Origin of the sequence: Pseudomonas sp. UBA6753, assembly GCF_002453565.1 — a bacterium.
Classification (GTDB): domain Bacteria; phylum Pseudomonadota; class Gammaproteobacteria; order Pseudomonadales; family Pseudomonadaceae; genus Aquipseudomonas; species Aquipseudomonas putida_Z.
Map to the genome: position 1 here is coordinate 1 of NZ_DKHD01000012.1, position 18475 is coordinate 18475.

At 64.1% G+C, this 18475-nt stretch carries 14 protein-coding genes; 10 read left to right on the top strand and 4 right to left on the bottom strand.

Going from position 1 to position 18475, the window contains the following annotated elements; all coding sequences use genetic code 11:
• Positions 1 to 295: 295 nt before the first annotated feature.
• The 3 genes from galE to B2790_RS05930 form a co-directional block, all read right to left on the bottom strand.
• The gene (gene galE / locus B2790_RS05920; protein ID WP_286918436.1) at positions 296 to 1270 is read right to left on the bottom strand and encodes a UDP-glucose 4-epimerase GalE; all 975 of its coding nucleotides are present in this window, start codon (positions 1268 to 1270) and stop codon (positions 296 to 298) included.
• Positions 1271 to 1349: 79 nt separating this feature from the next.
• Positions 1350 to 3965, bottom strand: a complete 2616-nt coding sequence (locus tag B2790_RS05925) for a cellulase family glycosylhydrolase (RefSeq protein ID WP_286918437.1) — start codon at positions 3963 to 3965, stop codon at positions 1350 to 1352.
• A 5-nt stretch (positions 3966 to 3970) separates the two neighbouring features.
• A complete protein-coding gene (locus B2790_RS05930; RefSeq protein ID WP_286918438.1) occupies positions 3971 to 5497 on the bottom strand; it encodes an O-antigen ligase family protein in 1527 nt (508 codons plus the stop codon).
• 376 nt (positions 5498 to 5873) lie between these two features.
• Here B2790_RS05930 and B2790_RS05935 point away from each other — a divergent pair, with 376 nt between their 5' ends.
• The 9 genes from B2790_RS05935 to B2790_RS05975 all read left to right on the top strand — a co-directional run bounded on the left by B2790_RS05935 (position 5874) and on the right by B2790_RS05975 (position 15660).
• Positions 5874 to 7340 carry an FAD-dependent oxidoreductase gene (locus B2790_RS05935; RefSeq protein WP_286918439.1) on the top strand — a complete coding sequence of 489 codons (1467 nt, stop codon included), beginning with the start codon at positions 5874 to 5876 and terminating at the stop codon, positions 7338 to 7340.
• 55 nt (positions 7341 to 7395) lie between these two features.
• Complete coding sequence (locus tag B2790_RS05940) at positions 7396 to 8352, top strand: glycosyltransferase family 2 protein (RefSeq protein WP_137163860.1); 957 nt, start codon at positions 7396 to 7398, stop codon at positions 8350 to 8352.
• Between the two features lie 8 nt (positions 8353 to 8360).
• Entirely contained in the window at positions 8361 to 8885 is a 525-nt protein-coding gene (locus B2790_RS05945) for a serine O-acetyltransferase (protein ID WP_286918440.1), read from the top strand.
• 5 nt (positions 8886 to 8890) lie between these two features.
• Entirely contained in the window at positions 8891 to 9868 is a 978-nt protein-coding gene (locus tag B2790_RS05950; RefSeq protein WP_286918441.1) for a glycosyltransferase family 2 protein, read from the top strand.
• 9 nt (positions 9869 to 9877) lie between these two features.
• Positions 9878 to 10882 (top strand): VirK/YbjX family protein, encoded by a 1005-nt coding sequence (locus B2790_RS05955; protein WP_286918442.1) that lies wholly within the window; start codon positions 9878 to 9880, stop codon positions 10880 to 10882.
• A gap of 60 nt (positions 10883 to 10942) precedes the next feature.
• Positions 10943 to 12145, top strand: a complete 1203-nt coding sequence (locus tag B2790_RS05960; protein WP_286918443.1) for a glycosyltransferase — start codon at positions 10943 to 10945, stop codon at positions 12143 to 12145.
• Positions 12142 to 13329 (top strand): glycosyltransferase family 2 protein, encoded by a 1188-nt coding sequence (locus tag B2790_RS05965; protein WP_286918444.1) that lies wholly within the window; start codon positions 12142 to 12144, stop codon positions 13327 to 13329. Before B2790_RS05960 ends, B2790_RS05965 begins: the two co-directional genes overlap by 4 nt.
• Positions 13329 to 14081 carry a WecB/TagA/CpsF family glycosyltransferase gene (locus B2790_RS05970; RefSeq protein WP_286918445.1) on the top strand — a complete coding sequence of 251 codons (753 nt, stop codon included), beginning with the start codon at positions 13329 to 13331 and terminating at the stop codon, positions 14079 to 14081. The genes B2790_RS05965 and B2790_RS05970 overlap by 1 nt, the downstream gene beginning before the upstream one ends.
• Before the next feature lie 157 nt (positions 14082 to 14238).
• A complete protein-coding gene (locus tag B2790_RS05975) occupies positions 14239 to 15660 on the top strand; it encodes an undecaprenyl-phosphate glucose phosphotransferase (RefSeq protein WP_286918446.1) in 1422 nt (473 codons plus the stop codon).
• 279 nt (positions 15661 to 15939) lie between these two features.
• Here B2790_RS05975 and B2790_RS05980 read toward each other — a convergent pair whose 3' ends face one another.
• On the bottom strand, positions 15940 to 16881 hold the full coding sequence (locus B2790_RS05980) for a LysR substrate-binding domain-containing protein (RefSeq protein ID WP_075046970.1): 942 nt from the start codon (positions 16879 to 16881) through the stop codon (positions 15940 to 15942).
• 146 nt (positions 16882 to 17027) lie between these two features.
• Between B2790_RS05980 and B2790_RS05985 the strand changes: the two genes are divergently transcribed.
• Positions 17028 to 18404, top strand: a complete 1377-nt coding sequence (locus B2790_RS05985) for an L-serine ammonia-lyase (protein ID WP_286918447.1) — start codon at positions 17028 to 17030, stop codon at positions 18402 to 18404.
• Positions 18405 to 18475: the final 71 nt, after the last annotated feature.

Genomic DNA, 18475 nt, shown 5'->3' on the forward strand with positions numbered 1-18475 from the left:
TCGCGGCTAAGGCCGCTCCCACAGGTACAGCGTGATCCCGAAGCCAGCGCAGTACCTGTGGGAGCGGGCAAGCCCGCGAAGCAGGCGACGCGGTGGATGGCACCGGCTGCGCCGGTGTTCGCGGGTAAACCCGCTCCCACAGGTACAGCGCATTCCTTCAGCTGGTGGGCACCCTGTGGGAGCGGGCATGCCCGCGAAGCAGGCGACGCGGTGGGTGGCACCGGCTAGGCCGGTGTTCGCGGGCATGCCCACAGGTAGGGCGCATTCCTTCAGCTGGGTAGCGAGCCCCACAATCTCAGCTTTGGCGCTGAACCCAGGGGTACTGCAACTCCCACTGCCACGCATGTCGCACAATCGATTCCAGCGTGGCAAACTCCGGCCGCCAGCCGAGCATGCGCATGGCCTTGCCGGCATCCGCCACCAACCGGGGCGGGTCGCCGGGGCGGCGGGGGGCATCAAGGGTGCGGATCTGCCGGCCGGTCACCGCCCGGGCCGTATCGATCACCTGCTGCACCGAAAAGCCCAGCCCATTGCCCAGGTTGAACGCGGTTCGCTCGCCACCCGCCAGCAGGTAATCCACCGCCAGCGCATGGGCCGCCGCCAGGTCGGCCACATGTACATAGTCGCGTATGCAGGTACCATCCGGCGTGTCGTAGTCGCGGCCAAATACCGTTACCGCATCACGCCGGCCCGAAGCGACCTGCAGAATCAACGGAATCAGGTGGGTTTCCGGGTCATGGCGCTCTCCCAGCTGGCCTTGCGGGTCTGCGCCGGCTGCGTTGAAGTAACGCAGGCATACCGACTTCAAGCCGTACGCCCGGTCGAAGTCCTCGAGAATCTGTTCGACCATCCATTTGCTCAACCCGTACGGGTTGATCGGCCCCTTGGCATGCGTTTCGTCGATCGGCACGTACTGCGGGTTGCCGTAAACGGCCGCGCTGGAAGAAAACACCAGGTGCCTGATACCGGCATTCACCATGGCCTGCAGGAGGGAAAGGGTGGCCGCGACATTGTTCTGGTAATACTTGCCGGGCACGCTGACCGACTCGCCCACCTGAATGAACGAGGCAAAGTGGAACACGGCGTCGAAACGGCAAACCCCGAACAGCACATCCAGGGCGGGTTCGTCGGCGATGTCCAGTTTCACCCACTGGACGCCGGGGCCGGGCGATACCAGGTCCGCCACCACCACCTCATGGCCCGCAACGAGCAAGTGCTTGACCATGTGCGAGCCAATGTAGCCTGCGCCACCGACAACCAGAAACTTCATCCATGCCTCCCGGACTCTGCTGTTGTACAGCCGCGCTTTTCAGCTACAGGTCTGTGGTGAGGGTAGATGGCCATATACCCTATTTCAAGAACAGCCAGTTGGACATGTACTTGCCGTCGAACGTGATGCTGTAGTGCCCATCCTGGTAAGCCATCGGCAACGGTTTCAACTGTGCCTGCGCGTCCCGGGCGAACAGTTTCAGGCCAGCAGGCGCCTTGATGCTCAAGGTGCCGGCAAGCGGCTCGACGTTGAACGGCGTCTTGTAATCGGCCTTGGGCACGGCACGGGTACCCAGCGACAGCAGCAGTTCGCGTGACTGGCCCAGGGGCTTGCCGTCCAGGCTTTGCACCACGACGCTGGCGTACGGCGTTCGTGCTTGCACCTGGATGGCGCCCAGGCTGATCGAGCGACCTCCCAGCCAGCCAGTGGCGGCCTGGGTCAGGGGTGTGTCGATGGTATAGATGCCCTGTTGCCAGTTGCGCTTGAGCTCGCCCGTGTCGCTGAGCGCTTGCGTGGCGTCGGCTGGCAGCAAGGACTGCCCCGGGTCCTGCAGTACCTGCGCGCCGGCAGGGATGGCGGCGGGCTTCAGCCAGGGCAACTCCGGCGTCTGTGGCAGGGCGATCTGCAGTTGGCCCTTTTCCATGGCCGTGCGCAGCAGCGCTGAAGTGCGCGGGGTGATCTCCTGGTTGTACAGGGTGGCGGGTGTCGGCGCGAACACATAGCGGGTCGTGGCCGGCTTCACGTCCGCGCGGCGATAGAGCAGGGCGGCAGCGGGCAGGGTGGCGATCATCGCCGGGTCGTTGTACGCGTGCCAGTTGTCCGCCGTGCGCCAGCCTGGGTTGAAGGCTTGCTGGCTGTAGGCGTACTGCAGCATGGCGTCCCAGCCCTGGTGGGCGGCGGTGCCGGCCACGTACAGCGGCAGCGAGTGGCGGTCGGGCAGCGGGAAGGGTTCGGCGTTCCACTCGGAGACGGTCAGCGGCTTGCCGACTACCTGGGCGGCGGCGAGCCAGTTGATCATGCCGTCGCTGGTCAACGGGTTCTTCTCCAGTTGCCCATTGGCACCGTAGGCATGGGCATCGATGACATCGCCTGCGGTCAGCGCCGGCAGCGCGCTCAGGCCATTGCCGCCCCAGGTACTGGTGGTGGCAATCGGTACTTTCACGCCGAGGCCGCGCAGGTGGCTGATCATGTCGGCGTTGAAGCGCTGTTCCAGGTCGTTGAGAAACAGCTTCGAAGGGCCATGCTCCCAGGCGCGCCAGGTGAGGTCGGTGGGCAGGTCGTATTGTTTGGCGAAGGCTTTGGCAGCTTCCATGTAGCGCTCGCTGTGGTGCGGCACATCCTTGTTCGGCATCAGGGCGTTACCATAATGCTGGGTGAGGTCGTTCTCATTGGTGAGCAGTACGGCAGCGATGGCCGGGTCGTCCTTGTAGGCCAGGCCGGTGTATTCGTTCACATGGGTCAGGTACTGCTCGGCAAAGCGTTTCATCGCCTGTTGGATACTGCGGTTCACATAGGCGTATCCCTTCAGGTCGACGTGGTTCTCGCCCTTGGCCAGTTCCTTGAAGTCATCGATGTTGTCATTGACGGTAAGTGCCCGCTGCACGTGCAGGTCCAGCCAGATATAGATGCCTTCGTCCTTGAGCGCGTTGATCCACATGTCCAGCTTGCGCAGCGATTCGGCACTGAGCTGCTGGGTATCGCGCACCAGGGTGCCGTCGCCAAACACGTTCGGGCTGACCCAGGGCGAGTCGTGGTGGTGCAAACGCACCAGGTTGAAACCCAGTGCCGACAGGCGCTTGGCCTGTTGGCGGATTTCTTCGTCGGGGCTCTTGAACAGCGAATAGGCGGACAGGTTGGTGCCCCAGAAGCGCACCGGGGTGTTGTTTTCGAACATCAGCTGCTCGCCCACAGCCTTGACGAAGCCGTGCTTGCCGGCAGGCTTTTCCGCAGCGTTGAGGAATGACAGGTCCACTGGCGAGGTGCGCCAGTCCAGTTGGTCGTCGGGCCAACCGGCGGGGTCGGCCAGACCGAAGCGTTCGCTGGGCGTGGGCCCCAGGTCGATGTCGCCGGTAATGTTCAGCACCGCCTTGATCTGCTGCCGACCGGCGTTGATCGGGTCGCTGTAGATGAACGCACGCAGTTCGGACGGGTTGCCGCGCTCGAAATACACCTTGGCCAGCGGTGGGTCGAAGCGCATTTCGATGCGCCGGCCCTGGTCAGCCTTGCCCCACGACCAGCCACGGTTGCCGGGCAGCAGCTGCGGGGTGCCCATCTCGCCGGCAATTTGCGCAGGGTCGAACTCGAACACCATGCCGCCGCCCATCACCCCGGCCTGGCGGCTATGGGCGTCGAGGTCGAAGGCCCAGCTCAGGGTTTGCGCCTGCTCCTTGCGGATATCCGCCGCCAGGTCGAAGTCCAGCTCCTTGTTCTTGCCCTGCAGCGTGTAGTGGTAGGGGCCATTGACCTTGAACGTGGTGGAGAAACCGGTCCAGCTCCAGTTGGCTGCCCAGAAGTCGAACTTGGCTTTCATCACCGGCCCACCGCCGCGGGTCACCATGGGCAGGCCGTTCTGTTCATCGACACTGACTTGCCACGCCGATGCCCAGCCGGTGAGCGGCAGCAAGGCCAGGCCGGCAATGGCCGAAACCCGCAGCAGGGTTTGAAAACCCCGGCTGCGCAGGGGGAACAGGCTCATGACTGTCACCTTGGTTGAAGGCCGGGGTCGGCCAGCGCGATGGCCTGGCTGCTGTGCAGCCTGCGGACCATCTGGATGTAGGCCACGCCCAGCCCGGCGACAGTCCAGTACACCACCGGGATGAAGGTGATGCTGCTGACGGTGAAGATGATCACCAGGATGCCGATCAGTGTCGCCAGCAATGCCCGGCCGAGCTGGTGTTGTTCGTCGTCCTTGTCGGGGAAACTGCGCATGGCCTTGCGGATGCCGTGCAGTACGGCGGCGAAGAACGCCACGAACAGGCCAAGCCCGACCAGCCCTACCCGCAGCGCCAGGTTGATGTAGGTGTTGACGATGTCGATGATGCCTTCACCCTGGATCATCGATTGCATTTCCGGGGTGTTGCGGAAGTCGAACGAGCCGAACAGCGGGTTGCGCTGGATGACGATCCACGAGTTGTCCATCAGCCTTGCGCGGTAGGTGATGTTCTCTTTCTCGAGGTTGCCAATGAACGGCAGCATGTCCAGTACCTTGTCGCCACCGGGCACGATGGTCAGCAAGGGCAGGGCCAGCACGCCGGCCGCGGCGAGCAGCGCCAGGCGCCTGACCGCACCTTTGCCCAGGGCAATGAACACCACCACGATGACCACGGCGCCGATCCACGGGCCACGGGACAGTGGCGCGAACAGCCCGGCGGCCAGCAGCAGGGCGCCCAGCGCCCGCTGCAGGGGGCGGCGCACGTAACCCTGGACGAACAGGAACAGGCCGATGGCCACGCTCATCACATAGCCCAGGGCAATCGCCTGCCCGGTGGTGACGCTGGCGCGCAGCGAACCGCCACGGCTCAGGTAGCCGGACATGCTCCACGGCACGCCCATGGCGTCGACCAGGGCGCTGTACAGCAGCCAGTGGCGCACGTACTCGGCCACGCCGATCAGGGCCAGGACGAAGGAGGCAAGCACGAAGGCCAGCAGGGTGTCCTTGAAGTCGCTGATCTGGCGCAGGCCACGGCTGGCCACGTAATACGGCAGTAGCACGTCGACATACAGGTACAGCGTCTGGCGCAGGGTGTCGGTCAGGGTGGTTTCGCGCAGGTAAAGCACGCTCATCAGCAGCAGGCCGGCCGCCAACAGCCTGTCGGGCCAGGTGCGGCCGAAGCGCAGGGTGTCGCCTTGCCGGCGCAGGGCCAGTGCCGCCGGCAGCAGCACGCACAGGGTCAGCAGGCGGATATGGTTGAGGTCGACCAGGTAATTGACCACGCCAAAGCCGGGCACCTGCACCGAAGCCGGCGGGACCAGGAACAGCAGCATGTAGAACAGCGCCATGGGGTTGTGTTCGCGGCGCCCGGCGATGTACAGGATGACGGCGCCAGCACCCAGGTACAGCCAGAAGCTGTGCGAGAAGAACGCCAGCAGGGTAAGCAGGAACCAAAGGTTGCGCCGGCGCTTGAAGTCGCTGAGCGGGATCAGGTCGGTGGCAGGCCGCCGCGCCAGCAGGAAGACCACGCTCGCCAGAAACAGGATGACGATCAACGCACGAAAATGTTCAGGCATTGGCTATGTGCACCTATGCGTCGGTGGGCAACGGCTAGCATCGTGGCTGATTGAAACTATAGTGACCTTTTAGCCAATCGGTCAGAGATCGACGCCATGCCGTCGATTGTGACGCTGGCCCCGGGGACTGGCGGTAGTAATGCGGCTTGTCGGGTAAATCTTTCAAAGGTGCAGGTCACTGTGTCATGGGGAAGCTTACTTTTTGCACTGCGCAAACGGGCCGTAGAGGATTTCTCCAGAGTTGCGTGTTGCTGGGGGTTGGTGGTTTGGTGTTCGCTGCTACGCCCGCCGCCGCCAGCCAACCTGCCGGCAGGCCCGGGTTCGTGGTGATCAACGGCTGGGTATTGCCGTCTCGCTACTTCCGGAACGAACACCCATGATCAAGGATTATCAGCAGCAGAAGGCCCTGCGCGACAGTTACGATGTCTGCATCATCGGTGCCGGCCCCGCGGGCATCACCCTGGGGCTGCGCCTGGCTGCAGCCGGCTGGAGCGTACTGCTTGCCGAAGGTGGCGGGCGTGAATATTCGGCGAACTCGCAAGCCTTGTACGCCTGTGCATCCACTGGCCTGGAGCTGTACGCCGGGGAGGCTCGCCTGCGTTACCTGGGCGGCACATCCAACCATTGGGCCGGCCGTTGCCGGCCGTTCAGCCCCTCGGACTTCGCCGTTCCCCCTATTGGCGACCTGCCTGGCTGGCCCATTCCCTACTCGGAGATAGCAGGCTACCTGCCTGCTGCCATGGATATCGTCGACCTGCCGCCCGGGTCGGATTTTCACGCGTTGAATGCTGGCCTCGACGGCGGAGAATTCGAGCCAGACCGCTTTCTGCTCAGCCCGCCCACGCGTTTTGCGCAAAAGTACGCCACGGCCCTGGAACAGACCCAAGGCCTGGACGTGTTCATCAACTGCAATTGCGTGAACCTGGAGTTCGACCAGGCCTCCGGCCACCTGGCCGCAGTCGTACTGTCCGATTACGCGTGCAATCGCCAGCGCCTGGTTGCGAAAAACTTCGTGCTGGCCACCGGTGCCATCGAGAATGCCCGGCAACTGCTCAACAGCGAGTCGTTGCTGGCGGCGGGGGTCGTGAGCAAGGACGGGCTGGTCGGCCGGTGCTTCATGGAGCATCTGAACATTGACCTTGGGACTTTCATCCTCAAGTCGGGGCTGGACCCCGAGCCGCGCGAGTACTACACCACCGATGCTTTCGTTGACGAATACAAGGCAGGTAAAGGCAATGTCAGGGCCGCCTTGCTGGCCGATGTACAAACCTATGGTCGTACTGCCGAGGTGAAGCATTTTCTGGAGAACCTGGCCTGCGACATGGGGGTCGCCAGCAAGATCGCCTTCGTGACCAAGTTCAGTTGCCCCGGTGACGGTGTCATCAGCACCATGATCGAGCAGTTCCCCAACCTGCGCAGCCGCATTTCGCTGCTGGACGAGAAGGACGCACTGGGCGTGGCCAAGGTCAATGTCAACTGGGCCCTGAGCGCTGATGACCGGCACACCATCAAGTGCATTGGCAGTGAACTGGCCAAGCAATGGGCGGACATGAACCTGGGCTTCATCAAGCTCAATGACTTCGTTTATGACACCTCGATACCGCTGAAGCTGTCGCCACATGCCCACCACATGGGTACCACGCGCATGGCGTCGTCGGCGCAGTTCGGTGTTGTCGATACCAACTGCAAGGTGTTCGGTACCGAAAACCTTTACATCGCCGGCAGCAGCATCTTTGCCACGGGCGGGGCCTCCAACCCGACCATGCCGCTGCTGCAGTTTGCGGTACGCCTGGCCGACCACCTCGATGCCAGGATGAGCGCGGCCAGGGAAGCCGTGGTGTGAGGAATGTTGTGCTGATGCTGCAAAGGCGCGGGGACTTCTTCGAGGGATGGCAACAATGGCTAGCAAACCTGTGGACGTCATGGTGGTCAACTTCAACACGGCCAGGCTGCTGCAGCCGATGTTCGATGCGCTGCGCCGCGCCGACAGCGAACGGCTGGCCAGCTACCTGGTGGTGGACAATGCCTCGGTCGATGACTCGCTGCAGCGCATGGCCGAGGTGTGCCCGCAGGCGCTGCTGCTGAGCAACAGGCAGAACGTGGGGTTCGGCCGGGCCAACAACCAGCTGTTGGCGCACCTGAAGGGCAAGTACGCCTTGCTGCTGAACACCGACGCCTTCGTCGCCGCCGATTCCTTGCAGAAAACCCTCGACTACATGGAAGCCCACCCGGAGTGCGGGGTGCTGGGGGTGCGCCTGGAGGGCCGCGACGGCGACCTGCAGCCCAGTTGCCGCTACTTCCCCACACCGCTCAACGTGTTCGTCGGGCGTACCGGGCTGGGGCGCTTGTTCCCCGGCCTGAAGATGGTCGACGAAATGAACTGGGACCACGCTTCGGTCCGCGAGTGCGACTGGCTGCCTGGCTGCTTCTACCTGGTGCGCCGCGAAGTGCTCGACCAGGTGGGCCTGTTCGACCCGCGCTACTTTCTTTATTACGAAGAGGTCGACCACTGCAAGCGGGTGAAGGCGGCCGGCTGGAAGGTGGTGTTCTACCCGCATACCACGGTGGTGCACATCGGTGGGGAAAGCTCCAGATCGGTGGCCGAACTTGAGGCGGCCAGCCGGCAGATCTCGTCATACCAGATCGAAAGCGAGCTGCTGTACTTCCGCAAGCATCACGGGCTGGCGGGCCTGGCCCTGCACATGCTGCTGGTCACCTTGGGCGACCTGGTGCTGGCACTAAAGGCGCTGTTGAAACGACGCGGCCGGGGCGCGATACAGGCCTGCTGGCGTCACTGCCGGGCGACCTGGTCTCTGTTGTTCAAGACCCGGTACGCCAGCCAACCGACAAGGTAGGTGGAGCCATGTTCGAGAATATTCGTGCCGACCTGCGTGCCCACGGTGGCGACTGGGGCGCCCAGGGCTTCTGGGTACTGCTGGTGTACCGCTTCGGCCGCTGGCGCTATGGGGTGCGCCCGGCACTGCTGCGCAAGCTGTTTTCGCTCATCTACAAGGTCCTGTTCAAGTTCGTGCAGATCATCACGGGTGTGGAGCTGCCGTGCGAGGTGGTGATCGGCCGCAACTTTGTCATCGACCATTTTGGCGGCATCGTCATCAGCGGCTATGCCCGCTTTGGCGATGACTGCCGTATCCGCAATGGGGTGGTGGTGGGCCTGAAGAACGTCGACGAGCCGATTGCACCGGTGTTCGGCAACAACGTCGATATCGGCACCGGCGCCAAGGTGCTCGGTAGCATCCGTATCGGCAACAACGTGATCATCGGTGCCAATGCCGTTGTGCTGGTGGATGTGCCGGACAATTCGCTGGCGGTGGGGGTGCCGGCCATCATCAAGGCCAGGCAACCGGCCGCCACGGCGCCCGTCGAGTGAAACCCATGGCGAGCGGGGTCGGTGTGGTGGTCATTGGCCGCAACGAAGGCCAGCGCCTGGAGCGTTGCCTGCGTTCGCTGCTGAAGGGGACGGACAAGGTCATGTACGTCGATTCGGGCTCCACCGATGGTTCACTGCACTTGGCCCGCAGACTGGGGGTAGAGGTACTGGCGCTGGACCTGGGCACCCCGTTTACTGCCGCACGCGCCCGTAACGAAGGCTTTTTCGCCTTGCAGCGGCGGCTGCCGTCGATGCAACTGGTGCAGTTCGTCGATGGCGATTGCGAGGTGGATAGCGGCTGGCTGCCCGCGGCGCAGGCGTTTCTCGACGACCATCCCGACGTGGCGGTGGTGTGTGGCCGCCGTCGCGAGCGCTTCCCGCAGCGGTCGGTGTACAACCTGTTGTGCGACCTGGAGTGGGACACCCCCATCGGCGAGGCCAAGGCCTGCGGTGGCGATGCCCTGATGCGGGTAGATGCGTTCGCCGCGGTCGGCGGCTTTCGCCCCGAGCTGATCGCCGGAGAAGAACCCGAACTGTGCGTGCGCCTGCGGGCAAAGGGCTGGAAAGTCTGGCGCCTGGACGCCGAGATGACCCTGCACGACGCCGCCATTACCCGTTTCAGCCAATGGTGGCGGCGTAGCCTGCGCGCTGGCCACGCCTATGCCGAAGGGGCCTACCTGCATGGTCAGCTGCCCGAGCGGCACTGGCTGCGCGAATCGCGCCGGGCCTGGCTGTGGGGCCTGGGCATCCCCGCGGTGACCGTGCTGGCCTGCCTGCTGCTGGGCGGCTGGAGCCTGCTGTTGCTGCTGGTCTACCCGCTGCAGGCCGTACGCCTGGCCCGGCGTGGCGGCAAGTCGGTGCGGGAGAACTGGCTACAGGCGGTGTTCCTGGTATTGGGCAAGTTCCCGGAAATGCTCGGGCAACTGAAGTTCTTGCGCCACCGCATCGCGGCCGGCAAATCGACGTTGATCGAGTACAAGTGAGAGGGGCCTATGATGCTCGGCACGATCGTGAAAAGCGTGTTTACCTTGCACCCCGGCTACTCGTTGCGGGCGCTGAACAACAAACGCAAGTTGACGCTGCAGATTGCCAGGCAATGGCCTGAGCTGAATGCGTTCCTGCAGCGCATGACGGCGACGCTGGGCCCACAAGGTTTGCAGCGGCTGGGGGTGGATTGCATCGGTGTCGTGCAGTGGCCCTACCTCAGCAAATGCTGGGAAGCCCCGCAGCGCCTGGAGGTGCTGGCTTCGCACTTCGAAGTGCTGGCCGGGCAGTTTCCGGCGCTGTTGCTGCTGGGGCGGGACGAAAGCCTGACGCTGTGCGAGCTGTCCAGCCATTCGCCGGGCTGCCGCCTGGTGCTGGACCGGCCGATCTGGTTCAAGCGCGAAGGCGAGTTGGTATTGAACCTGTTCCAGGGCGACCTGCGGGTGGCCTCCCTGGCGTTCAGCCTGTGCCGCAGCCAGGGCGAGCTTTGCCTGTTCATCGGTGCCGTGCAGGGCATCCACAAGGGTGTCGACAGCGAAACCTCATTGGCCATTTACCGCGACCTGACCAAGGACTTCGAAGGGTTGCGCCCGCGCAGCCTGTTGCTCGAGGCATTGAAGTGCCTGGCCAGGACCCTGGGCGTGGCGCACCTGTATGCCGTCAGTGACGCCTGCCGCCACCATCGGCACGCGTATTTCGGCAACGACAAAGGCCAGGACCTGGCGGCCAATTATGACGTGATCTGGCTGGAGCACGGCGCTACTGCGTCGAACCATGCGGATTTCTTCGCCCTCCCGCTGGCCGCGGTACAGCGGGCGGAACAGGACATCCCGGCGAAGAAGCGGGCGATGTACCGCCGCCGCCAGGCGTTGCTCGACGATGTTTTCACCCGCTTGCAGGCCAGGTTGCCAGGCAGCGGTCACAACCTTGGGCTACAAGGGAAACAGGAGGATGCACCTGACGAGGTGGCATCGGCGGGGCGCCGGCCGCCGGTAATCGACAGCCTGAAGTAACGGCCGGCCCTGCCACGGCAGGCCTGAAGGTTCATTACGCGGGTCTTGATCTGGATTCCTATGCGCATTGCTTATTTCATTAACCAGTACCCGAAGGTCAGCCACAGTTTCATCCGCCGCGAGATCCTGGCGCTGGAGCGCCAGGGGGTAGAGGTGCAGCGTATTGCCCTGCGCGGGTGGGACGCCGAGTTGCAGGATGCCGAGGACTCGAGCGAACAGGCCAGGACCCGCTATGTGCTGCAACGTGGCATCAAGGGCTTGCTGGCACCGGCCTGGCAAGTGCTGCGCGCACAGCCGCGCCGGTTCTTCCAGGCGCTTTGGCTGGCCATGCGCCTTGGCCTGCGGGCCGACCGCGCCTGGCCCTACCACCTGGTCTACCTGGCCGAGGCCTGCCAGGTGCTGCAGTGGTTGCAGGCTGGCGAGGCAAAACATGTGCATGCGCATTTCGGCACCAATTCCACCGAGGTGGTGATGCTGGCCAACGTGCTGGGCGGGCCAGCCTACAGCTTTACCGTGCACGGGCCGGAAGAGTTCGACAAACCACAGTTCCTGCACATGGGCGAGAAGGTGCGGCGTGCCGCATTTGTCGCGGCGGTCAGCTCGTACGGGCGCAGCCAGTTGTTTCGCTGGGTGGCACACGACCACTGGGCCAAGGTGAAGGTGGTGCATTGCGGCCTTGAGCGCAGCTTCCATGAGGTGGCGCCGGTCGGCGTGCCCACGGCGCCACGCCTGGTGTGCGTCGGCCGCCTGTGCGAACAGAAAGGCCAGTTGCTGTTGCTCGAGGCCGCGCGGGTACTGGCCGCGCGGTCGATCGCCTTCGAGCTGGTGCTGGCCGGCGACGGTGAAATGCGTGGGCAGATCGAGGCGTTGATTGCCCGGCACGGCTTGCAGCAGCAGGTGCGCATCACCGGCTGGCTCAGCAGCGCACAGGTGCGCGAGGAAATCCTTGCGGCGCGTGCACTGGTGCTGCCCAGCTTTGCCGAGGGGTTGCCGGTGGTGATCATGGAGGCCATGGCCTTGCGCCGGCCAGTGCTGACCACCTATGTGGCAGGCATTCCCGAGCTGGTGCGGCCGGGCGAGAACGGCTGGTTGTTCCCTGCCGGCGCCGTGGACGAGCTGGCGGCGGCCATGGCCGACTGCCTGGCGCAACCTGCCGAAGCGCTGCAGCGCATGGGCGAGGCAGCCCGCCAGCGTGTGCTGCAACGGCATGACATCGATACCGAGGCGGCCAGGCTGGCCAGCTATTTCAAGGCGTCCGCATGATGAGTGTATTGGCTTGGTCATTGGGCACGCTGGCGGCCATCGCCCTGTTGCCGGTGCTGCTGCTGTTGGTGCAGGTGTTGATGGCTTGCCTGCCAGCGCGCGCGCAGCCGTTGGGCAACAACGCTCGTCCGCAGGTGGCCGTGCTGGTGCCAGCCCATGACGAGGCTTCGCTGATCGGCGCCACGCTGGCGAGCATTGCCCCGCAGTTGCGGCCTGGCGACCGCTTGCTGGTGGTGGCGGACAACTGCACTGACGACACCGCGCAACTGGCGCGCGAGGCCGGTGCCGAAGTGGTTGAGCGCCGCGATGCGCGGTTGCGCGGCAAGGGCTACGCCCTGGACTTTGGCGTGCGCCACCTGGCCAGCCAGCCGCCCGAGGTGGTGATCGTGGTGGATGCCGACTGCCAGGTGGGCGAGGGGGCGATCGAGCGCCTGGCACGGCGCTACCGCGAGGTCGCTCGCCCGGTGCAGGCGCTGTACCTGATGCACGCACCGGCAGGGGCCGGGCTGGCAGTGCAGGTTGCCGAGTTCGCCTGGCGGGTCAAGAACCTGGTGCGCCCGCGTGGTTGGGCACGGTTGGGCCTGCCTTGCCAGTTGATGGGCGCTGGCATGGCGTTCGGCTGGCGTGACCTGGCCTTGATCGACCTGGCCAATGGGCATCTGGTGGAGGATGTGAAACTGGGCCTGGACCTGTGCCAGCAGGGCAAGCCGCCAGTGTTCTGCCCCGAGGCCGTGGTCAGCAGCCGGTTCCCTGCCAGCCAGCAAGGCCTGGGTAGCCAGCGCACCCGCTGGGAGCATGGGCACCTGAGCCTGATGCTGGCCGATGCGCCCAGGCGTGCGCTGGCCGCAGTCACCCAGCGTAACGGCAGCTTGCTGGCCATGACCCTGGACTTGCTGGTGCCGCCCCTGGCGTTGCTGGTGCTGAGCCTGCTCGGGCTCAACCTGGTGGCCTGGTTGGCGTACCTGCTGTTCGGCCTGGCAGCACCTGCCTGGATCGCCCTTTGCGCGCTGGCATTGCTCGGCCTTGCCGTCGCACTGGCCTGGGCGCGCTTCTGTCGCGAATTGATCCCGTTTTCCGTGCTGCTGTACGCGCCGTTTTACGCCGCAAGAAAGGCCCCGTTGTATCTGCGGTTCCTGATCAAGCGCCAGGTTGAATGGGTACGTTCAAAACGGGATGAAGGCTGATGGCTGAGTGGCAGAAACGCTGGAGCACCCTCGTCGGCAAGCTCGAAGTGGTGGCGGATGCCACTGCCGCGCAGCGCCTGCTGGACAGGCTGAGCGCCCCGGAAGCCGCGACCGTGCTGGGCTTCGTCAATGCCCATGCAATGAACCTGGTGGTTCACGATGGCGCCTGCCACCAGGCATTGTCGGTGGCCGACGTGCTGCTGCGCGACGGGGCCGGCATGGCGATCCTGTATCGCCGGCTGGGGCTTGAACCGGGGCTCAACATGAATGGCACCGACTTCATACCTCGGCTCCTGGCTGCCTACCGTGGGCGGCGGGTCGCGTTCTGGGGCACCCGGCAACCTTACCTCGACCAGGCCGTGCAGCGCAGTGTAGCCATGTTCGGGGTGGTGCCGGTGTCGGTCCACGATGGCTTTGCCAGCGTCGATACCTACCTGCAACTGGCTAGGGAGCGACAACCGGAGCTGATCGTGTTGGGCATGGGCATGCCCAGGCAGGAGGTTGTGGCGGCAAGGCTGGCAGCAACTGGCGGGCCGTGCCTGATCGTGTGCGGCGGCGCGATCCTGGACTTTCTCGGCGGCAAGGTCAGCCGGGCGCCCGAGTGGCTGCGGCGGTTGGGCGGGGAGTGGCTGTACCGGCTGTTGCGCGAGCCGAAGCGTTTGTTCATGCGTTATGTGGTGGGCAACCCGTTGTTCCTGCTGCGTACCTTGCTGTACCGCCGCGACGGAGGGGCGGCCAGACACCCCGTATGAGCGGCACAATCCGCGCACACTGATGGCGGGTGGCTGCTACAGTGAGATCAATGGGTTGGGGCTGCAGGATTTCGCTTCACGGGCTTTGCATGAGCCGTTGTCAAGTCTTGCTGGTTTGTGGAATGCACTTGCTGCACGCAAATTGATGAGGTCTGAAATGGTTCTAGAGCCCAGAAGCAGTCGGTCCTTGTTGCAGAGAAGAAGCAGCGTAAGTAACGCCATTCAGGCCGGCCTAGATGGGATTGCAGTCACCGGTATCGCCTGGTACCTGATCTACGACAAGTTTGGCTACATCACCTCCGATTACGTGATCATGTTGCTGTTGCTGGTGGGGGCCTTGGCAGTCATCTACGATCACTATGCGATATACCGTACCAACGTTGGCCTTTCCATCAAGGCTTTCCGGCTGTTCAAGGCTTGGTCGGTAACCTTTTGCTTCCTGGTAGTCATGGCTTTCCTGGCCAAACAGAGCGAAACCTATTCGCGGCTGCTGGTCGTGCAGTTGTTCATCATTGGCTACATCGCCCAGTTGTTCCTGCACTTTGCCGTGCGCGAATTGCAAAAGCGCTTCACCGCCCATGCCCGCCTGGACAACGCCCTGATCATTGGCGCCGGTGACCTGGCCAACTTCCTGTACCAGAAAATCAGCAACAACCCCTGGTTCGGTGAGCGTGTGCTGGGTTGCGTGCTGATCGACAGCGCCGATGAGCCGGGGCGCGAAAGCGCCGACGGCAAGCAGCGCATGCCGGTACTCGGGCATGTTGCCGAGCTTGACGATATCGTGGCTCGCCACGGCATCCGCACGGTGTACCTGGTGACCCCACTGGGCGGTTCCGAGGTCATCAATGATGTGTATCTCAAGTTGCTCGACAAGTGCATTGCGGTGAACTGGGTGCCGGATATCTTCTCGTTGCGCCTGATCAACCACAGCGTGCGGGAAATTGCCGGCATTCCCGTGCTGACCTTGTCGGAAACACCGCTGACGGGCATGAGCCTGTTCCTGAAGAACCTCGAGGACAGGGTGTTGGCGGCGCTGATCCTGCTGCTGGCATCGCCGGTGTTGCTGGCCGTTGCGCTGGCCATCAAGCTCGATAGCCGCGGCCCGGTGTTCTTCCGCCAGGAACGCACCGGCTGGACCGGGGAAGCGTTCCGCATCTGGAAGTTCAGGAGCATGCATGTCCATCAGCCGGAAGATGGCGTGGTGAAGCAGGCGCAGAGGAACGACCCGCGGCTGACCCGGGTCGGCGCCTTCATCCGCCGCACCAGCCTGGATGAACTGCCGCAGTTGTTCAATGTGCTGACCGGGGAGATGTCGCTCGTAGGGCCGCGGCCGCATGCCTTGCAGCATGACACGCTGTATTCGCAGGACATCGTCGACTACTTTGCCCGCCACAATATCAAGCCTGGCATGACCGGCCTGGCGCAGGTGCGTGGGTTCAGGGGCGAGACCAGGGATATCGAGCAGATGATCCAGCGGGTGGACTCGGACATCGAGTACATCAACAACTGGTCGCTGTGGCTGGATTTCGTGATTCTGGTGCGCACGTTGAATGCGTTTACCGGCAAGCAGGCCTACTGACGCAGCACTGTTGGGCAAAGAGCAAATTTCGTAAGCGCCCTGCACACCCTGTGGGAGATTGCCCAGCACTTCGGGTTGCGCTGTCGCATAGGGATCAAGATTCGAGAGCGTGTCACATTCCATGTGGGAGCGGGCGTGCCCGCGAATGGCCCGACGCGGTGTATGGCACCGGCTACGCCGGTGTTCGCGGGCACGCCCGCTCCCACAGGGTACGCGGATTGCTTGTAATTCAATGTGTCATTTGCAATTCCATGAAAGCGTGCAACGCAATTGGCTGGCCTAGTCCTTGTTCAGCGGGTGCAACTCCCTGAACCCCCGCGCTTCCTCCACCAGCCAGTCATGCACCGCCCGCGCCCCCGGCTGGTTCAGCCCGCCCGGCGGGTAATGCACCACATAGCGCTTGTGGTTGGCGATCGGCACCCCGAACGGCACGATCAGCGCCCCGCGCTCCAGTTCGTCGTTGAGCAGCGTGCGCCGGGCAATCGCCACGCCAATGCCGGCAATCGCCGCCTCGATGGTCAGGTGGTTGCGGTTGAAGGTATGCCCGCGCCGCACATCCAGGCCGGCGGCGCCGATGCCCTCCAGGTAGAACTCCCATTCGGCATATTCCGAACTGCCGCGCCAGGCCGTGATGTCGTGCAGCAGCGGGTAGTGCGCAAGGTCTGCCGGCCCGTGCAGCGGCGGGCGCCCGCGCAGCAAGGTGGGGGAGCAAACGGGGAAGATCTGCTCGTCCAGCAGCGGCGTCGAGAGCATGCCGGGGTAGCTGCCATCGTTCAGGTCGATGGCCAGGTCGAAATCGCCCGGGGTCAACGCCTGGGCACTGTCTTCGGCCACCAGGCGCAGTTCGATGTCCGGGTAGCGTTGTTGAAAGCGCGGCAGGCGAGGCGTGAGCCATTTGGCCAGGAACGACGGGATCGAGCGCAGGCGCAAGGTGCCGCGGATTTCCCCCGCGTCCAGGCGCAGCAGTTCGGCTTCGATGCTGCCGTAGGCTTCGGTCACCGTCTGCGCCAGGCGTTGCCCTTCGGCGCTCAGTTCCACACCGCGTGCCCGGCGCAGGAACAGCCGATAGCCCAGGCGTTCCTCCAGCTGGCGCATCTGTTGGCTGACCGCGCCCGGGGTGATGTGCAGCTCTTCGGCACAGCGGGTGAAGGACAAGTGCCGGGCCGCACAGGCGAACACGTGTAGCCAGACGAACGTCTGGCCATTGAGTTGTCGTCGCATCGTTTAGTACCACTAAAGCCTTGCTTAGGAAGTTTCGTTGGTCATCCATGAGCCAGCGCGGCAGTATCGCGCAAAATCGCAATACCGCTCAATTTCTCCAAATAACCGTGCTGCGGCTTCATACCCGGGTACGGTCAGGCATTAGCATGGCTATCAGTGTTTTCGACCTTTTCAAAATCGGCATCGGGCCGTCCAGTTCCCACACCGTCGGCCCGATGCGGGCGGCGGCTACCTTTGCCCAGGCCCTGCGCGAACAGGGGCTGCTGGCCCAGGTAACCCGTGTCGAGGTGCGGCTGTACGGGTCGCTGTCGGCCACCGGGGTTGGTCACGCCACCGATCGCGCCTGCCTGCTCGGCCTGATGGGGCAGTGGCCGGACCGTATCGACCCGGCCACCATCGAGTCGCGCATCGGCCAGGTGATGCAGGAGCACTGCCTGATGCTCGATGGCAGCCACCCGCTGGCGTTCGAGTACAGCCGCGACATGCTGCTGCTCGACGAGAACCTGCCGTACCACCCCAATGCCATGAGCCTGGAAGCCATGGACGGGCAGGGCAGCCTGTTGCGCCAGACCTACTATTCGGTGGGCGGTGGCTTTATCGTCGAGCAAGCCGAGATCGATGCGCCAGCAGGCGAGGCGAATGCGGTGGTGCTGCCGTACGAGTTCGACAGTGCCGCGCAGTTGCTGGCCTTGTGCAAGGCCCATGGCTTGAGCGTGGCGCAGCTGATGATGGCCAACGAATGTGCCTGGCGCCCAGAGGCCGAGGTACGCGAAGGCCTGCTGCAGATCTGGGGCGCCATGCGTGAATGCGTCGACAACGGCCTGCGCAACGAAGGCATCCTGCCGGGTGGGTTGCACGTCAAGCGCCGTGCGGCGCGGCTGCATCGCAGCCTGCAGGAACTGGGCAAGCCCAACGTGATCGGTTCCACCCTCAGCGCCATGGAATGGGTCAACCTTTTCGCCCTGGCGGTGAATGAAGAGAACGCCGCCGGCGGGCGCATGGTCACGGCGCCTACCAATGGTGCGGCTGGCATCATCCCGGCGGTGCTGCACTACTACATGAAGTTCAACCCGGGCGCGTGCGACGCGGACGTGGTGGACTTCCTGCTGGCGGCAGCGGCGGTTGGCATCCTGTGCAAGAAGAACGCGTCGATTTCCGGGGCCGAGGTTGGTTGCCAGGGCGAGGTGGGCTCGGCCTGTTCGATGGCCGCTGCCGGCCTGGCCCAGGTGCTGGGCGCTACGCCGCCGCAATTGGAAAATGCCGCCGAGATTGCCCTGGAACACAACCTTGGGTTGACCTGCGACCCGGTTGGCGGCCTGGTGCAGGTGCCGTGCATCGAGCGCAACGCAATTGCTGCGGTGAAAGCGATCAACGCCGTGCAGATGGCGTTGCGGGGGGATGGCGAGCACTTCATCTCGCTCGACCGGGTGATCCGCACCATGCGTGATACCGGGGCGGACATGCATGCCAACTACAAGGAGACTTCGCGCGGCGGCCTGGCCGTTGCCTTCGTCGAATGTTGAGTCACCGCAGCGGTCAGCGCGGTCTTGTGGGAGCGGCCTTGTGTCGCGAAAGGGCTGCGAAGCAGCCCCAT